We start from the raw sequence: 16,766 nt of genomic DNA, 5'->3' as shown, positions 1-16,766 counted from the left end.
GTCCGGCGCACAATGTCGCGGACATCACTGCGGGTCACTGGAGGGTCAGATGCCGGATGCCGCTCCGCTGGAGCCGGGCGATCCTAGGGCACTCGGACGGTACGAGGTCATCGGACGGTTGGGCGCCGGGGGCCAGGGCGCCGTCTTCTTGGGCAAGGCGCCGAACGGCGGGTACGTCGCCGTCAAGCTTCTGCACGCGCAGATGGCGAACGATCCGGCCGCGCGTGCCCGGTTCACACGTGAGGTCGCGGCCGCGCAGAAGGTCGAGCCCTTCTGCACGGCCCGCGTCCTGGAGGCCGACGTCCAGGGCGACCAGCCCTACGTCGTCAGCGAGTTCATCGACGGTCCGTCCCTGCACGACGTGGTCGCCCACGACGGACCGCGCAGCGCGGCGGAGCTGGAGCGGCTCGCGATCGGCACGGTGACCGCGCTCGCGGCCATCCACGAGGCCGGCATCGTGCACCGCGACTTCAAGCCGAACAACGTCATGCTGGCCTCCGACGGCCCGCGCGTCGTCGACTTCGGCATCGCGCGGACGGTCAACTCGCAGGAGAGCGCCGTCACCGCGACCGGCATGGTGGTCGGCACGCCCGGCTACCTGGCGCCCGAGCAGCTCACCGGCGCGCCGCTCACCCCGGCGGTCGACATCTTCGCCTGGGCGGCGACCATGGTGTTCGCCGCCACCGGGCAGTCGCCGTTCGAGGCCGAGACGCTCCCGGTCATCATCAACCGGATCCTCAACGAGGATCCCGACCTGTCGGCGCTGCCCCCGGGCCCGCTGCGCGACCTGATCGGGCGCTGCCTGTCCAAGGACGCGGGCCTGCGCCCGCCCGCGGCGCAGCTGCTGCTGAACCTGCTCGGCCACGTCGGCGCCGCGCCCGCGAACCAGGGCGGCGGGCAGGAGGACCTGCTCAACCAGGGCACCCGGATCGCCTCGCAGCTTCCGCCGCCGCCCCCGGTGCCGCCGGCGCCGCGGCCCCAGCCGCAGCAGCAGCCGATCACCCCGCCCCCGATGCCGCTGCACCAGGGCGGGATGCCCGGCCACGGCCCCGCCCCCGGCTCGCCGCCGCCGCAGCCGATCACGCCGCCGCCCATGCCGATGTACCAGGGCGGCGCGATGCCGCCCCCGCCGCAGGCGCAGCCGCGGATGCCGATGCCGCCGGGACCGCAGTACGGGTCGCCGCCGAAGCAGTCCAGCTCCGCCGGGCCGATCATCGCGATCGGGTGCGGCGCGCTCGCGCTGATCGTGATCCTGGTCGTCGTGGTGCTCGCCATCATCGGCGCCAACAGCGAGGACGACCCGCCGACGCCGCCCTACACCCCGCCGAACACCTACACGCCGAGCGAGACGCCGACCTCCAGCACCACCGGCGGGCTGCTCGGCAACTTCACCGGCAACGGGTACCAGCCGGGCGCCGGGTCCGGCCACACGTCCTTCACCGTCAAGTTCTCCCTGCTGTACTCCAGCGGCGTCGCGACGTACACCTATCCGTCCGGCGCCCAGGACAACTGCTACACCCGGCTGTCGCTGCTGTCCGGCGACGAGAACAGCTCGAAGGTCGAGTACCGGGAGACGCCGATGGCGGGGATGGACCCGAAGGAGTGCGCCTCCGGGTACGTCACGTTCATCCCGTCCTCCGGCGGCACCTCGATGCGGTGGGAGTGGCGCCAGCTCCAGTCCGCCACGTCGGCCACCGCCTACGGGACCGTCTCCAAGTCATGACCGAGGTCGCCCCTCTCCGCAAGGGCGACCCTCCGAGGCTCGGCGCGTACCGGCTGACCGGCCTCCTCGGGGAGGGCGGGCAGGGCGCCGTCTACCTCGGGGAGGACGAGCCGGGCCACCGGGTCGCCGTGAAGCTGCTGCACGCGCGCTTCAGCGGCGACCCGAAGGCCCGCTCGCGGTTCGCGGCCGAGGTGGCGGTCGCCAAGCGGGTGTCGGCCTTCTGCACGGCCCGCGTCCTGGACTCCGACGTCGAGGGCGACCGGCCCTACATCGTGAGCGAGTACATCGACGGGCCGGCGCTGTCGCGGGTGCTGGCGCAGGACGGCCCGCGGCGCGGCGCCGACCTGGACCGGCTCGCGATCGGCACGATGACGGCGCTCGCCGCGATCCACCAGGCGGGCGTCGTGCACCGCGACTTCAAGCCCGCCAACGTGCTGCTCGCGCCGGACGGCCCGCGGGTGATCGACTTCGGCATCGCGCGGGCGCTGGACGCCACCGGGACCCTGACCAGCACGGCGGTCGGCACCCCCGCCTACATGGCGCCCGAGCAGATCTCCGGGACGCCGGTCGGGCCGCCCGCGGACGTGTTCGCGTGGGGCGCCACGATGGTCTACGCGGCGAGCGGGCGGCCGGCCTTCGGGCAGGACTCGATCCCCGCGGTGATGCACCGCATCCTGAACCTGCCGCCCGACCTCGGCGCGCTGCCCGATCCGCTGCGCGGCATCGTGGCGGACTGCCTCAGCAAGGACCCGGCGCTGCGTCCCGCCTCCCAGCAGGTCCTGGCGCACCTGCTGGCGCTGGCGGGCAGCCTGCCGCGGCCCGGCGCCCAGCAGAGCGGCGCCCCGGCGCTCACCCAGGACGCCCTGATGCTCACGCAGGGCGCCCAGACGGCGGCCAAGGAGTCCGCGCGGCTCCAGACGCAGACGCCGCCGCCCTTCCCCGCCGCGCCTCCCATGGCGCACACGCCGCCGCACGCGCCGCCGCCCATGCCCGGCGCGGGCTGGCCCTCGCCGGTCCCGCCGCCCAACGGGGACGCGCCCGCCACATGGCCGTCCGTGTCCGCGCCAGGGGTCGACTTCACCAAGCCGTCCGGAGGCGGGAAGGGGCCCCGCATCGGCGTTCTCGCCGGCGTGGGCGGCGCCGCGCTGGCCGTGCTGACCCTCGCCGCCGCCGTGGCCTGGGTCCAGTTCCGCGGGGACGGCGGCCTGACCTCGACGGCCACGGGCGGGCGGGTCGGGGGGACGCTGCCCGTCGCGATGCCGGCGCCGACCGCCGCCGACGGCGGTTTCGACCCGTCCCGCGCGCTCAGCGGCACCGAGCGGTTCCTCAGCAAGCAGCTGTTCACCGGCCTCACCGAGATCGGCGCCGACGGCGCCGCCCGCAACCGGCTCGCGACGGCGATCACGCCGGACGCCGAATGCCGCAGGTGGACGATCTCGCTCAAGTACGGGACGAGCTTCACCAACGGCGAGGCCGTCGACGCGCACGCCTTCGCCCGCGGCTGGGCGCGCAGCGCGGCGGACAAGACCGGCCCCGCGTCCTACCTGATGACCGACATCGAGGGGTACTCCTCGGTGTCGGACAGCGGGACCGGGGAGCTGTCCGGGGTCTCGGTGGTGTCGGGAACCGAACTCGCGGTCACGCTCACCTCCCCCAACTGCGACTTCGCGGCCCGGCTGTCGGAGCCGGCGTTCATGCCGGTCCCCGAGGGGGCGGGCAAGGTCGACGACGCGGCGTTCAACACCCGCCCGATCGGCAACGGCCCGTTCAAGCTGCAGGACTACCGCAAGGACGCGTCGGTCTCGCTCGTCCGCAACGACGGCTGGGCGTTCGGCAAGACCATGCTGGACGGCGTCACCGTGACGCTGACGGCCGACTCCGCGGCGGGGCGCGGCGCCTACGCGGCCGGGCAGACCGACTGGTACGCGGTGGGCACCGAGGAGCTGGCCTCGACTCCGAGGACCGACCTGGTCTCCCGTCCCGCTCCGTTCACCCGGATGCTCGTCCCGATCACCGCGCGGGGCCCGATGAAGACGAAGGAGGCCCGGGAGGCCGTCTCCTACGCCCTCGACCGGAGCAAGCTCAGCCTCGCGTTCGGCGGCTTCCTCAAACCCGCGTACGGCATCGTCCCGGTGCCGGTACCCGGGTTCGGCCGGCGCGGCACCTGCCCGTCCTGCGACGGGACGAACCCCGAGAAGGCGAAGATGCTGGCCGCGCAGGCCGGGCTGGGGACGGGCACGGCCGTCCGGCTCTACTACCGCCAGTCCCCCCTCGACCAGCGTCTCGCCCCGGTCGTCGCCTCGCAGCTGAAGTCGGTGCTCGGCCTGGAGGTCGAGATGAAGTCCTATCCCGTCTCCGAGTTCACGAAGTACCGCGACGACGTCATGTCCAAGGACGCGTCCGGGCTGGCGTTCCTCCCCTACGGCCCCGACTACCCGGGCGCCTACACGATGCTGTGGCCCCTGCTGGGCGGCGGCGACGCGAGCGCCACGGGCTTCTACAACCTGGGCAAGTGGAGGAACGGCACCTTCGACGGGACGATCTCCAGGGCGCTCAGGACGGCGGCCCCGGCCGACCGGGGCGGCCTGTTCCGGCAGGCCGAGAAGGTGGCGCTGGACGACATGGCCCTCATCCCGCTGCTGAACGACGGCCGGGTCGCCATGGCCCGGTCGGGCAAGTACGTCCGCCTGGAGCAGGACTACGACGGCGACCCGACCGCGGCGACCGCGGCGCTGAAGTAGCCCCGCGGCCGCCGCGCCCAGGTGGCGGCGGCCGCGGCTCTCACGCGGCCGGCTGGCCCGGGGGGAGGCGGACGGTGACGATCAGCCCGCCGTCCGGCCGGGGCACCGCGTAGACGGCGCCGCGGTGCGCCAGCACCACCGAGCGGACGATCGACAGGCCGAGCCCGGCGCCCTTGGCCGACTCGACGCGGTCGGCGTTCAGCCGCCGGAACGGCTCGAAGAGCCGCTCCACCTCGTAGGCGGGCACGACCGGCCCGGTGTTCTCGACCTGGACGGTGGCGTAGCCCTCCAGCATGCCGGTGCGGATCCACAGCTCGCCGGCGTCCTCGACGTTGTGCTTGATCGCGTTCTCGACGAGGTTGGACACCAGGTGCTCCAGCAGCACCGGGTCGCCGAGCGCCGTCCCGGAGGTCAGCTCGGGATGGACGGCGACCTCGTTGTCGTGGTCGCGGCGGGCCGACTGCTCCAGCACCGTCGCCGCCACCTCCTTGAGGTCGACCGGCGTGCGGGCGGTCAGCTCCCGCTCGCTGCGGGCCAGCAGCAGCAGCCCCTCGATGAGCCGCTCGTGCCGGGCGTTGGTCGCCAGCAGCGTCCGGCCGACGGCGCGCAGGTCGTCGGAGACCTCCGGGTCGCCGAGCGCCACCTCCAGCAGCGTCCGGTTGATCGCGAGCGGGGTGCGCAGCTCGTGCGAGGCGTTCGCGACGAACCGGCGCTGGGTGTCGAACGCCTGCCCGAGCCGCTCCAGCATCGCGTCGAACGTGTCGGCCAGCTCCTTGATCTCGTCGTCCGGGCCCTCCAGCGCGATCCGCTCGTGCAGCGTGCTCTCCGACAGCCGGCGCGCGGTGGTGGTGACCCGCTGCAGCGGGCTGAGCGCCCGGTCGGCGACGAACCAGCCGAGCACCAGCGTGATGACGCCCACCCCGCCGAGCGCGAGCAGCGACCGCCCGACGAGCTGGCGCATCGTCTGCTCGACGAACTGGCGCTGCAGTTCGGCCGCCTCCGCGTCGGAGATGCCGAAGCCGATCACCTTGACGTTGCCGAGGATGTTGGCCATCAGGACCGACATCACGAACAGCAGCAGCGCGCCCGCCATGAAGAACAGCAGCCCGTACAGCAGGGTGAGGCGCAGTCGCACGCTCATCCGGCCCGGCATCACGGTCATCTGGCCGAACGGCCCGCCGCCCTCGCCGCGCCACATGCCCTTCGCGGCCGGGTGCGGCTGGGGGACCTGCTGCGGGCCGGGGCGGCGCCACCGCCCGCCGCGCCGGCCTCCGGGGTCGCCGGCGTCGCCGGGGAGGGCGGTGGGCTGGGTGGCCCGCGCGCCGGTCTCTCCGGGCGGCGCCGGGCGGGCGCCCTCGCCGCCGGTTCCGTCCGGGCGGTCCCGGGGCGCGCTCTCCTCGCTCACAGCCGGTATCCCACGCCGGGAACGGTCTCGATCACCGGGGGGTCGCCGAGCTTCTTGCGCAGCGTCATCATCGTGACCCGGACCACGTTGGTGAACGGGTCGATGTGCTCGTCCCACGCCTTCTCCAGCAGGTGCTCGGAGCTGACGACGGCGCCGTCCGCGCTGAGCAGCACCTCCAGCACCGCGAACTCCTTGCGGGTCAGCTCCACCGGACGGTCGTCGCGTGCGACCTCCCGGCGGGCCGGGTCGAGGGTGATCCCGGCGCGCTCCAGGACGGGAGGCAGCGGCGCGGCGGCGCGGCGGCCGAGGGCGCGCACCCGGGCGATCAGCTCGGCGAACGCGAACGGCTTGGCCAGGTAGTCGTCGGCGCCGATGGACAGGCCCTCGACCCGGTCGTCCAGCTCGCCCGCGGCCGTCAGCATGATGATCCGCGCCGGGTAGCGCTGCGCCACGAGCTGCTTGCAGACGTCGTCGCCATGCACCTTGGGCAGGTCCCGGTCCAGCACGATCACGTCGTACTCGTTGATGCCCGCCCGCTCCAGCGCGCCCGCGCCGTCATAGGCCACGTCCACCGCCAGCGTCTCCCTGCGCAGGCCGGTGGCGATCGCGTCGGCGAGCACGCGCTCGTCCTCGACGACTAGAACACGCAAAGGGTCCCCCTCCTCGTCGGGGCGCGGCCGACCGCGCGCCCGGACCATGGCGCCGCGCGCATGCCCGCGTCAGCGCTCCGGATATGCCCGCTTCAGATATGCCATGGAGGCCGTAAGACGCCCGTAAGCAGCTGTTCCTCTTCCGGTACGCCAGATCGTGATCTCACGGACGCAAGGATCCGCGAAAATTGCATCGCAAGACAGGTTTACCTTCAGCCTAGGCCTGGGTAGGCATGGGCACGATCCGGGAGGAGGCCCATGGGCGAGTTGTCACGCATGATCCAGCAGCGGCTCGACGACGCGTACGCGTCGCTGCGCAGCGCCCACCAGGATGGGGACACCTACCTGGCGGACATCCGCCGGGAGGAGATCGACGATCTGCGCCGGATCGCAGCGAACAATGACATCGGCGTCGAACCGCCCCGCTGCGACTGACCCCGCCGTCGCAAGACGCCGTCCGTGACGGGGAGCCCGGGACCCGGTCCCGCGCTTCCCGTTCCGGTGTCCGCCCGCCCGCGTCAGTCCCTGGCCGGGTCGAGCGGGGCCAGCAGGTCGTGCAGGGCCTCGAAGGTGCCCGGGCCCGCGGCGATGGTCAGCTCCGGGCCGGGAGCCGCACCGCGCAGCCCCTCGACGCGCCCGCCCGCCTCCCGGACGATCAGCCCGCCGGCGGCGATGTCCCACGCCTGCACGCCGCGCTCGTAGTAGGCGTCCGCCCGTCCGGCCGCCAGGCCGCACAGGTCCACGCAGCACGATCCGCCCCGGCGGATGTCGCGGATGTTCGGCAGCACCCCGGTGAGCACCTCCGCCTGCCGCGCCCGCCGTCCCGCCTCGTAGCCGAACCCCGTGGACACCAGCGCCCGACCGAGCGGCACGTGCGCGTTCACGCGGAGCTCGCGCGCGCCGGACGCCGTGTGCTGGAGGGCGCCGCCGCCCCGCACCGCCGTGTAGGTCTCCTCGCGGCGCGGGATCTCCACCACGCCGGCGACGGCCTCGCCGTCGACCTCGGCGGCGATGCTGACCGCCCAGTCGGGCAGGTCGTAGAGGTAGTTGACGGTGCCGTCGATCGGGTCGACCACCCACCGCACGCCGCTCCCGCCGGCCCGGGTGCCGCCCTCCTCGCCGAGGAAGCCGTCGTCCGGGCGGACCGCCCTGATCCGCTCGATGATCAGCCGTTCGGCGGCGCGGTCCATCTGGGTGACGACGTCGGTCGGCGACGACTTGGTCTGGACGACGTCCGGGCCGTCCGCGGGCCGCTTGTCGACCAGCATCCGGCCGGCCTCGCGGGCGGTCGCCACGGCCAGCTCCAGCAGTTCGTCGGCCAGGCTCATGAGGCCCCTTCCAGGAGGTGGCGGGGCAGGGCGGCGAAGCGCGGGTCGCTCCCGGGGGTGGCGGCGCGCTCGTACGCGAGCCCGAGCCCGGCGGCGCGGTCCGCGGCCTCGACGTCGAGGTCGTACTTGACCTCCATGTGGTCGGAGACGAACCCGATCGGCACGACCGCCACGGCGCGCACGCCCCGGCCGTGCAGCTCCTCCAGGTGGTCGGTGATCTGCGGATCCAGCCACGGCTGGCTCGGCGGCCCGCTCCGGCTCTGGTACACCAGGTCCCACGGCGCCCCCGGGGCCGCCCGCCGCGCGACCGTCTCCGCGGCGGCGCGCAGCTCCGCGGTGTACAGCTCCTGGTCGGGCTGGGACAGCGGCACGCTGTGGGCGGTGAAGACCAGTCGCGCGCCCTCGGGCAGGCGGCTCAGAGCGTCCTTCGCCGCGTCCACGAACGGCTCGACGAACCCGGGGCGGTCCGCGTAGACGGGGAGCTTGTCGATCTCGGGGGCCCCGGGCACCTCGTCGCGAGCGCGCGCGATGTCCTCGACGTACTGGACGTTCGTCGAGTAGCCGCTGTAGGCGGACGTGACGAACGCGGCGGCGCGCCGGATCCCGTCCTCCTTCATCTGCCGGACGGTGTCGGCCAGATAGGGGCTCCAGTTCCGGTTGCCCCAGTACACGGGCAGGTCCACGCCGTTGGCGGCGAAGTCGGCCTCGATCGCGGCCTTGAGGTCCCGGCACTGCCGGTTGATCGGGCTGACCCCGCCGAACAGGAAGTAGTGCTCCCCGACCTCCTCCAGGCGCTCCTTGGGGATGTTGCGGCCCCTGGTGACGTTCTCCAGGAAGGGGATCACCTCTTCGGGCCCTTCCGGCCCTCCGAAGGACAGCAGGAGCAACGCGTCATACGACGTCATGCGTCCATCCAACCAGTCCCGGGCCCGATCCCCCGCCAGGGGTGCTCACTCGTAGCGCGCCGAGTAGGCCCTCGCCAGGTTGAGGACCTTCTGGACGTACCAGTCGGCGTGGTTGTACTGGAAGACGGCCCGGTAGAGCTGCCGGCCCCCCTGTCCGGCCCCGTTCGCGCACAGGTACTTGGCCGCGCCCGGGATGGCGTCGTAGGGGTTCATGATGTCGGCCTTGCCGTCGCCGTCGCCGTCCACCCCGTACGCCTTCCACGTCGAGGGCAGGAACTGCATCGGGCCGAGCGCGCCCGCGCTGGAGCGGCCGGCGTTGCGCCCGTGGTCGCTCTCGACCTGGCCGATCGCCGCGAGGACCGTCCAGGACATGCCGCCGCAGCTCCTGGCCGCCTGCTTGTACAGGTCCAGGTAACTGCCCGGTCGGCCGTCGTCCGCGGGCGCCTGGTACTTGGTCTCGTGCAGGTTCAGCACGCTCGTGCCGGGGCCGAGGACCTTGGTGACCGCCTCGACGACCTTGGAGGGGTTCACCCCGGGCGCGTTGACGAGCACCGCCACGTTGGGGACGAGCCCCATGTCCTCCCCGGACTTCCTGCTGACGAGCATGTCGATGCCGGGCAGGCCGAGCGGGCCGGAGCCGCCCATGGTCAGCTTCGGCATCGTCCGCGCCACCACGGGGTACTGGTAGCCGCGGTTGAGCTGGAGCTGCTGGGCGGCGCCGGGCGACACCACGAACTGGTTCCCGGCCAGGGCGGCCCACAGGTCGGTCTTCTTCGCCGTCGCGGGCGGCGTCCAGGAGCGGAACGCCGACGGGTCCACGGCGAGCGCGTTCACCTGGCGGCCCTGGAGCTGGACGGCGCCGCCCGCGACGGCCGCCACGTCCCCGACCTTCCCCAGCCTCGCGATCCGGCTGATCTTGGCCGCCGGGATCGAGCCGGCGCCGACGGCGAGCACGTCCGGCGGCACGACGCGGCGCAGCGGCGCGACCTGGCCGCCGGTGGCCACGTTGACGGGGTCGCCGGGCCGCACGCTCGGCGGCGCCGCCCCGCGGGCCGCCTCGGCGCGGGCCCGGTCCGGCTTCTGCGCGGTCAGCGCCGCGTAGACGCCGCCTGAGGTGCTGGCGACGGCCAGCACGGCGATCCCGCCGGCGAGGTAGGGCAGCGCCCTGCCGCCCCGCGGCCCCGCGCTCCTCCCCCGCGGATCGCGCTTCTTCTTGTCGGGCCGTGGACGTTGCGGACGGGCGGCGGACGCCTCACCACCGCCGATCGCGCCGGTGCGCGGAGCTGAAGGAGGAGCCACAACATTTCCCCACGAGTCTCGCTACGGACGGTTAGCCTGCCGTGGTTACCGGATCGTACGGTATCGCCGACTCTGTGCCCCCGCTCAGGCCGTCCAAAAATGTGAACTTTCCTCACGATCGATTCGTGAGTAGAGTCACCGCATGTCCCCAGCGACCAACCGGACGTGGCAGAACTGGGCGGGAAACCAGCAGGCCACGCCGCAGAGCGTCGTCACGCCGCGCAGCACCGACGAGGTGGCCGGCGCGGTCCGGTCGGCCGCCGGCGACGGCCTCACGATCCGCATGACCGGCACAGGGCACTCCTTCACCGGCGCCGCCGTCGCCGAGGGCGTCCTGCTCCGCCCCACCGCGCTCACCGCGGTCCGCGCCGTCGACACCGCGACGGGGCTCGTCACCGTCGAGGCGGGCCTGCCGCTGCACGCGCTCAACCGCGTGCTGGAGGAGCACGGCCTCGCGCTGGCCAACATGGGCGACATCCAGGAGCAGACCGTCGCGGGCGCGTTGCAGACCGCCACGCACGGAACCGGGCGCGACGCCGCGGGGCTCGCCTCCCAGGTCGCCGCCCTGGAACTCGTCCTCGCCGACGGCACCGTGGCGAACTGCTCGCGCGAGGAGCGTCCCGGCCTGTTCGCCGCGGCCCTCGCCGGGCTCGGCGCGCTCGGCGTCGTCACCGCCATCACCTGGCGGACCGTCCCGGCGTTCCTGCTCCGCGCGCAGGAGGCGCCGATGAGATGGGACGAGGTGCTCGCGCGCGTGGACGAGTTCGACGCCGCGAACGAGCACTTCGAGTTCTACTGGTTCCCGCACACCGAAGGCTGCCTGACCAAGCGCAACAACCGCGTCGAGGGCCCCGCGGAGCCTCTCTCCAAGTTCAAGCACTGGATGGACGACCAGTTCTTGTCGAACACGGTCTTCGGGGCCGTCAACAGGGTCACCCACAGAGCGCCCGCCGCGGCGCCGTTCGTGAACGGCATCTCCGCCAAGGCGCTCGGAGCCCGTACCTACAGCGACACCTCGTACAAGGTCTTCACCAGCCCGCGGACGGTCCGCTTCAAGGAGCAGGAGTACGCGATCCCGCGCGAGGCGCTCGTCCCCGCGCTGCGCGAACTCCGTTCCCTGTTCGCCAAGCGGGACTGGCGGATCAGCTTCCCCATCGAGGTCCGGCTGCTCCCCTCCGAGGACGCCTGGCTGTCGATGGCGCACGGGCGGCGGAGCGCGTTCATCGCCGTGCACGTCTTCCACCGCGACCCGCACGAGGACTACTTCCGCGGCGTCGAGGACCTTCTGACCGCGCTCGACGGCCGCCCGCACTGGGGCAAGCTCCACACCCGCGACGCCTCCTACCTGCAGAAGGTGTACCCCCGGTTCGGCGACTTCCGCGCCCTGCGCGACGAACTGGACCCCGACCGCCGGTTCGCCAACCCGTACACGAGGCAGGTCTTCGGCGACTAGCCGAGCCGGACTCCACGGCGGAAGCCGTGCTCAGCCGCCGGGGGTGGCGCGGCCCTGCGGGTCGGGGGAGCCCTGGCCGCCGTCCTGCGGGCTCCCGGTGGTCGCCGGCGCCTCCGGGGTCGTCGGCGTCGTCGACGGCGGCGCGGTCGTGGGCTCCTGCGTCGGCCGCACGGTCGGCTCCGACGACGGCCGCGGCGTCGTCGAGCCCGGCCCCCCGGTGGGCGCGTCGCCCGTCGGCGTGCCGCTCGGCGAGGAGCCGGGCTCCTCGGTGGCGCCTCCGGAGGGGTGCGGCGAAGGACGGCCGGCCGGCCGGCCGCCGCCTCCGCCGTCGAGGACCTTGGTGACGGTCAGGCCCTTGCCGCCCCCGCCGCCGACCGGCCGGCCGGTGCCCGCCTCGTAGATCGTGATCCCGCCGACGACGACCGCGAACACCGCCGCCGAGGAGACCACCAGCGTCACCCAGTGCGCCTTGGCCCATTCCACGGTGCTCTGCCACGCCGAGCGGCGCACGACCTGGCGCACCGCGTCCTCACCGGCCTCCTCGGCGAACGCCGCGGCGACCGTCTGCGCCGGGTCCAGGCGCGTCGCGCCGGGATCCCCGCCGGGATCGAACCGCGTGGCGTTCGGGTCGCCCCCGCCGAACACGGGGTCGAGGCGCGTCGCGCCCGGGTCGCCGGACCACGCCACGGTCCGGGTCGGGTCGGCGCTCGTCGCCTCCTCCGCCGCGCCCTCGGCCATGTCCCGCCGCCGGACCGCCGACTGCAGATGCGTCAGCTCCCTGATCTGCTCGCGGCCCTGGTCGAGATAGTGCTTGCCGACCGCCGACCCGGCGGTCGAGATCACGCTCATCAGCGCCGCGCCGATGATCGTCCCGTACACGCCCAGATAGGACGCGCCCAGGGCGGCGACCGCCGTCGCCACCGCACTCGCGATCAGCTGCGTCGTGCTCACGTCCGGCAGCTTGCGCGGCATCGCCTTCCTCACCCCTGTCTCTCGCCACGAACCCCCCGAAGGTGAACTGATCAGGAGGATGCGGATGTTCCTGCCCACGACGTGACACTCGCAACGTCGGGCCGACGGGAGGTTCGCGACCTCGTCAGGAACGGTGTGGAAAAGGATGGACAAGAATCGAGCAGAGCGGCCCCCCGCCGGTCGCGGCACCGGCAAGCTTGGCCGGGTGCCCTCTTCGACCTCGTGAAGAGGGCTTCGAGAGCGGCGATGTTCGGACATGCCGGGTACGGTGCTGGCAGCAGGTGTGTCCGAAAGAGAGACTCGGGAACCCGGGGGAAGGGCACGCATGCGCCCTCGGTGGGCATCGGACGGCCGACCGGTGAGAGCACGGTCGCGCGGTCCGGCGTCCTCCGTGCCGTCTGGACAGGGCAGGAAGGACACGCATGCAGGAGCTGCGCCTCGTCGCGGTCAGCGAGGACGGTACGTACCTCGTCCTGGCCACCGCGGGCCGAGGCACCCGGTTCACCCTGCCCGTCGACGACCGGCTCCGCGCCGCGGTCCGTGGGCACTTCTCCCGCCTCGGCCAGTTCGAGATCGAAGTGGAGAGTCCCTTGCGCCCCAAGGAGATCCAGGCCCGCATCCGGTCCGGGGAGACCGCGGAGGAGATCGCCGAGTCGGCGGGCATCCCGGTCGAACGCGTCCGCTGGTTCGAGGGCCCGGTCCTGCAGGAACGCGAATACATGGCCCAGCAGGCGCAGCGCGTCGCCGTCCGCCGCCCCGGCGAGTCCACGCCGGGCCCGCCGCTCGGGGAGACCGTCGAGGAGCGCCTCGGCCGCGGCGGCGTCGACCTGGAAGAGGTCGAGTGGGACTCCTGGAAGTGCGAGGACAACACCTGGCGCGTCCGGCTGTCCTTCTTCGAGAGCGGCCGCCCGCACGCCGCCGAGTGGACGTTCGACCCGCGCCGCCGGCACGTCTCCCCGCTGGACGAGGTCGCCGCCCGGCTCACCTCCGTCGAGTGGGACGACGACGACGCGCTCTCCGACACCGTCACGCCGCTCGTCCCGCGGCGTCCCGCGATGAAGGTCGTCTCCGGCGACCGCGAGGCCCTTCCCGGCGGCCGCGGGCTGCCCTCGCGCGGCCTGCCCGCCGAGCCCGAGCAGCCGAACGCCCCCGAGCCGCTGCGCGCCGCCGAGCCCCGCGCGTACATCGTCGAGCGGGGCCGCATGGTCGACCCCCGGCCCGCCTTCCGCGAGGCGGCCGAACCGCCTTCCCTGCGCGAGGCCGCCCCGGCCCGTCCGGCCGCGCACGCCCCTGAGGTGCCCCGTCCCGCCCCGCCGGCCGAGGAGCCCGCCCCGGAGGCGCCCCCCGCCGAGACGCGCGCCGACGAGGACGCGGCGCCCGTCCAGGGCGGGGAGCCGCACGGCGTCGACGCCGCACCCGCGACGGCGGAGCCCGGCGTGGGCGGCGAGGACGCGGGCGCCCTGTCGAGCGGGCCCGACGAGCCCGGCGAGGACGCCGCCGCCGAGGCCGCCGCCGAGGAGGCGGGCCCGGCCGAGGCCGCCGAGGAGGCGGAGGACGAGGCCCCCGCGCCCGAGGAGGTCGAAGCGCTCGAAGCGGACGGCCCCGGAAGGACCCGCGAAGAGGAGCACGCGTCCGCCGAACCGGCCGTGACGGCTCCCCCGGAGCAGGCGGGCGACGACCACGAGGCGGCCGAGGCGCACGGGGCCGGCGCGCACGGGGCCGGCGAAGCGCCGGAACCGGTCGGCGAGGCGCCGGAGCCCGCCGAGGCTCCCGAACCGGTCCGGGCCGACTCCCCGGCGGAGCCGGAGGAACCGGCCGAGCCCGCCGAGGCGCCGCGGGCGCCGGCCGCCGCCCTGCCGGCGGTCGAGGACGAGTGGGAGACCGCGCCCGTCCGCAGGCCCGCCCCGCCCCGCGAACCCGCCGCCGAGAGCAAGCCCGCGGCGCCGCCGCGGCAGCCCGCGCGGCCGCCCGCCAAGAAGAAGCCGGCCCGGCCCACCATGCCCGCCGCCGCTCAGGACAAGCCGGCCACCGGATCGCCCGCCGCCGCGGCGGCCGCCGGCGAGACCCCGGCCTCGCAGCGTCCGGCCCGGCGCCGCAAGGCGAAGGGCAAGCGCGCCTCCGTCCCGTCCTGGGACGAGATCATGTTCGGTGCCCGCCGGCCCGAATAGGCTCGGCGCCCGCACCGGGCGGCCCGTCCAGGAACGGGTCCAGCCACGCCGGGGTGATGGCGGCGGCGAGGGCCACGGCGCCCTCCTCCGACATGTCCGTCGCCGAGCAGCCCCCGTCGCCCGCGCCCAGGGCCGCGAAGAGGGTGGCGAGGCCCAGCCGGCGCTGGAAGAGCGTCTGCCGTACCCGCCAGCCGATGACGGCGGAGTGCTCGACGACGACCTGGCGGCGGCGCAGGCTGCCCGACCGGACGGTGAGGCGCTCCCCGTCGGTGGCGTGGCCCAGCTGGCGGTAGCGGTCCAGCCCCAGCGGCACCGCGAGGACGGCGACCACCGCGCACGCGCCGGCGACCCAGGGCTGCCCCGCGAGGACCGCCAGGGCGGCGACGCCGGCCGGGGGCGCCACCGCGCGGACGACGCGGCGGCTCCGCGCGGCGGCCGGATGCGCGGTCAGCGGCCCGGGGACGTTCCCGACGACGCGGGCGGCGAGGGCCTCGGCCGCCGCCCGGGGCGCCGCGGGCAGGAGCCGTCCCCGCTGGGCGGCGTCCCCCAGGCCGGTGATGAGGGCGCCGAGCCGCGTCACGCCCGCCGCGCGCTCGAACGGGTTGTCGGCGAGCTCGACGCCCCGCAGCCGGCGGCGTTCGAGGGACACGCTGCGGCGGGTGAGGAGCCCCCGCTCGGCGACGACGGACCCGTCCCGCTCGCGGACGGTGAAGTCCCAGTTGAACAGGGTGAAGGCGATCACCGACATGACGGGCATCGCGATCAGCATGAGGATGGCCAGCACCAGGACCAGGACGGTGGGCAGGCCCACCACGTCGTGGCCGAGGCTCTCCACCCGCTCCCGCGTGATCAGCCCGAGGTCGTCGCCGAGGTTGTAGACGGTGCCGAGGAGGCTCCCCGCCAGCGCGAACGGCGTCAGCAGGTAGGCGCCGCTCAGCGGGGCGTACAGGTACCAGCGCCGCCGCATCCGGCCGAGCGCGCGCTGGGGCGGGACCGGGGCGTCCCGGGCGAGCAGCACGCCGCGCAGCCGTTCGGCCTCGGCGAGGGAGACCGCGTTCAGCTCCCCCTCGCCGCCGTCCGCCCCGGCGTCGATGTGCACGACCGCCAGCCCGAGCAGCCGGTGCGGGAGGGACGCGCTGATGTCCACGCCCCGGATCCGGTCGCGCGGGATGCTCTTGACCGACCGGCCGATCAGCGCGCGCCGGAACTCGATGCGGTCCTCGTGCAGGACGTAGGTGAACGTCACCCAGCTCGCGACATGGAAGAGCAGCCCGAAGGCCAGCCCCACGAGCGTGAAGTAGAACGCGGTGGACAGCCCGCCCACGAGCAGCCCCGTCGCGCCGGCGGCGATGAGCGCGAGGAGCTCGCGGACGGCGCCGACCACGAACGTGAGCGGATGCAGGCGCGCGGTCACGTCGCGTCGTCGCGGAGGTCGTGCGCGCGGTGCGCGAGGTCTTCGGCGAGGCGCGTCGCCACGGCCACCGGCAGGCCCGAGACCTCCGAGGAGCCGGTGTGGGAGGCGGTGTTCACCTCGATGGTGGCGAGGCCGAGCATCCGCTCGATCAGGCCCTGCTTGCTGTCGACGGTCTGGATGCGCCCGACGGGCACCAGCAGCCATTCGCGGCTGAACCAGCCCGTCCGCGTGTAGACGACGTCGGAGCTGACCTCCCAGCGGTGGACGCGGTACCGCCACACGGGCGCGACCGCGACCATGAGCAGCCCCGCGGCGCCGACGATGGAGGGCAGCCATCCGATCCGGCCGACCAGCCAGCCGGGCGACGCGTCCCAGCCCGCGTCCCCGACCCAGGCGGCGACGCCGAGGGCCAGGCCGAACGCCAGGCCCCACAGCAGCAGGTACTCGATGGCCCACTGCGCGACAGCGCGGGGCGACACCCGGTGTTCGGGCGGCCGCAGACGCGGCGGGTGCGGCCCCCCGCCGTCCCTCCGGCGACCGCGCCGCACCGACGTCACACCGCGAGTCTAGAGCGCCGGAGGCGCCCTTCCGCCGCCCCCTGCCGCGTGAGACCACGGGGAAAGGGCGGCACGATCCCGGGCGCGCCGTCGTTTCTGTCAGTGGCGGATGCGAGATTGTCGGCGGTGCGCGCGAGACTGTCGGTGGCGC

13 protein-coding genes are annotated in these 16,766 nt (G+C 74.4%); 5 read left to right on the top strand and 8 right to left on the bottom strand.

Features of this window, described 5'->3' with window-relative positions:
* Positions 1-49 precede the first annotated feature (49 nt).
* Positions 50-1,723, top strand: coding sequence for a serine/threonine protein kinase (locus ACQEU6_RS42430; RefSeq protein ID WP_499339455.1), 1,674 nt, complete (start codon positions 50-52; stop codon positions 1,721-1,723).
* Positions 1,720-4,464: an ABC transporter substrate-binding protein gene (locus ACQEU6_RS42425; protein ID WP_499339454.1), complete on the top strand. Its 2,745-nt coding sequence runs from the start codon at positions 1,720-1,722 to the stop codon at positions 4,462-4,464. Before ACQEU6_RS42430 ends, ACQEU6_RS42425 begins: the two co-directional genes overlap by 4 nt.
* A gap of 40 nt (positions 4,465-4,504) precedes the next feature.
* On the opposite strand, the gene ACQEU6_RS42420 is transcribed toward ACQEU6_RS42425, so the two are convergent.
* Together ACQEU6_RS42420 and ACQEU6_RS42415 are read right to left on the bottom strand one after the other, a co-directional pair.
* Complete coding sequence (locus ACQEU6_RS42420; RefSeq protein WP_499339453.1) at positions 4,505-5,869, bottom strand: sensor histidine kinase; 1,365 nt, start codon at positions 5,867-5,869, stop codon at positions 4,505-4,507.
* A complete protein-coding gene (locus ACQEU6_RS42415; RefSeq protein ID WP_499339451.1) occupies positions 5,866-6,519 on the bottom strand; it encodes a response regulator transcription factor in 654 nt (217 codons plus the stop codon). Before ACQEU6_RS42415 ends, ACQEU6_RS42420 begins: the two co-directional genes overlap by 4 nt.
* A gap of 258 nt (positions 6,520-6,777) precedes the next feature.
* On the opposite strand from ACQEU6_RS42415, the gene ACQEU6_RS42410 reads away from it, so the two are divergent.
* Positions 6,778-6,954, top strand: coding sequence for a hypothetical protein (locus tag ACQEU6_RS42410; protein WP_499339450.1), 177 nt, complete (start codon positions 6,778-6,780; stop codon positions 6,952-6,954).
* An 83-nt stretch (positions 6,955-7,037) separates the two neighbouring features.
* Here ACQEU6_RS42410 and ACQEU6_RS42405 read toward each other — a convergent pair whose 3' ends face one another.
* Genes ACQEU6_RS42405 through ACQEU6_RS42395 form a run of 3 tightly spaced genes read right to left on the bottom strand, consistent with a single transcriptional unit; the run spans position 7,038 to position 10,051 of the window.
* Positions 7,038-7,847: an inositol monophosphatase family protein gene (locus ACQEU6_RS42405; RefSeq protein WP_499339448.1), complete on the bottom strand. Its 810-nt coding sequence runs from the start codon at positions 7,845-7,847 to the stop codon at positions 7,038-7,040.
* Positions 7,844-8,752, bottom strand: coding sequence for a ferrochelatase (locus ACQEU6_RS42400; RefSeq protein WP_499339445.1), 909 nt, complete (start codon positions 8,750-8,752; stop codon positions 7,844-7,846). The genes ACQEU6_RS42405 and ACQEU6_RS42400 overlap by 4 nt, the downstream gene beginning before the upstream one ends.
* Positions 8,753-8,797: 45 nt before the next feature.
* Positions 8,798-10,051 carry a lytic transglycosylase domain-containing protein gene (locus ACQEU6_RS42395; RefSeq protein WP_499339442.1) on the bottom strand — a complete coding sequence of 418 codons (1,254 nt, stop codon included), beginning with the start codon at positions 10,049-10,051 and terminating at the stop codon, positions 8,798-8,800.
* Positions 10,052-10,193: 142 nt separating this feature from the next.
* Between ACQEU6_RS42395 and ACQEU6_RS42390 the strand changes: the two genes are divergently transcribed.
* Positions 10,194-11,504 carry a D-arabinono-1,4-lactone oxidase gene (locus tag ACQEU6_RS42390; RefSeq protein WP_499339440.1) on the top strand — a complete coding sequence of 437 codons (1,311 nt, stop codon included), beginning with the start codon at positions 10,194-10,196 and terminating at the stop codon, positions 11,502-11,504.
* 30 nt (positions 11,505-11,534) lie between these two features.
* Here the strand turns inward: ACQEU6_RS42390 and ACQEU6_RS42385 are convergent, their stop codons facing one another.
* Positions 11,535-12,476: a hypothetical protein gene (locus tag ACQEU6_RS42385; protein WP_499339437.1), complete on the bottom strand. Its 942-nt coding sequence runs from the start codon at positions 12,474-12,476 to the stop codon at positions 11,535-11,537.
* 422 nt (positions 12,477-12,898) lie between these two features.
* On the opposite strand from ACQEU6_RS42385, the gene sepH reads away from it, so the two are divergent.
* Positions 12,899-14,644 (top strand): septation protein SepH, encoded by a 1,746-nt coding sequence (gene sepH, locus ACQEU6_RS42380; RefSeq protein WP_499339435.1) that lies wholly within the window; start codon positions 12,899-12,901, stop codon positions 14,642-14,644.
* Here sepH and ACQEU6_RS42375 read toward each other — a convergent pair.
* Both ACQEU6_RS42375 and ACQEU6_RS42370 read right to left on the bottom strand, forming a co-directional pair.
* Complete coding sequence (locus ACQEU6_RS42375) at positions 14,616-16,058, bottom strand: PH domain-containing protein (protein WP_499339433.1); 1,443 nt, start codon at positions 16,056-16,058, stop codon at positions 14,616-14,618. The two genes, sepH and ACQEU6_RS42375, sit on opposite strands and share 29 nt — an antisense overlap.
* Complete coding sequence (locus ACQEU6_RS42370) at positions 16,055-16,537, bottom strand: PH domain-containing protein (protein ID WP_499339431.1); 483 nt, start codon at positions 16,535-16,537, stop codon at positions 16,055-16,057. Before ACQEU6_RS42370 ends, ACQEU6_RS42375 begins: the two co-directional genes overlap by 4 nt.
* Between the last annotated feature and the right edge of the window lie 229 nt (positions 16,538-16,766).

It is taken from the genome of Spirillospora sp. CA-108201 (assembly GCF_050936235.1).
Lineage (GTDB): Bacteria > Actinomycetota > Actinomycetes > Streptosporangiales > Streptosporangiaceae > Spirillospora.
The sequence above is the reverse complement of the archived record's forward strand: the minus strand, read 5'-3'. Positions and strand labels throughout refer to the sequence as shown.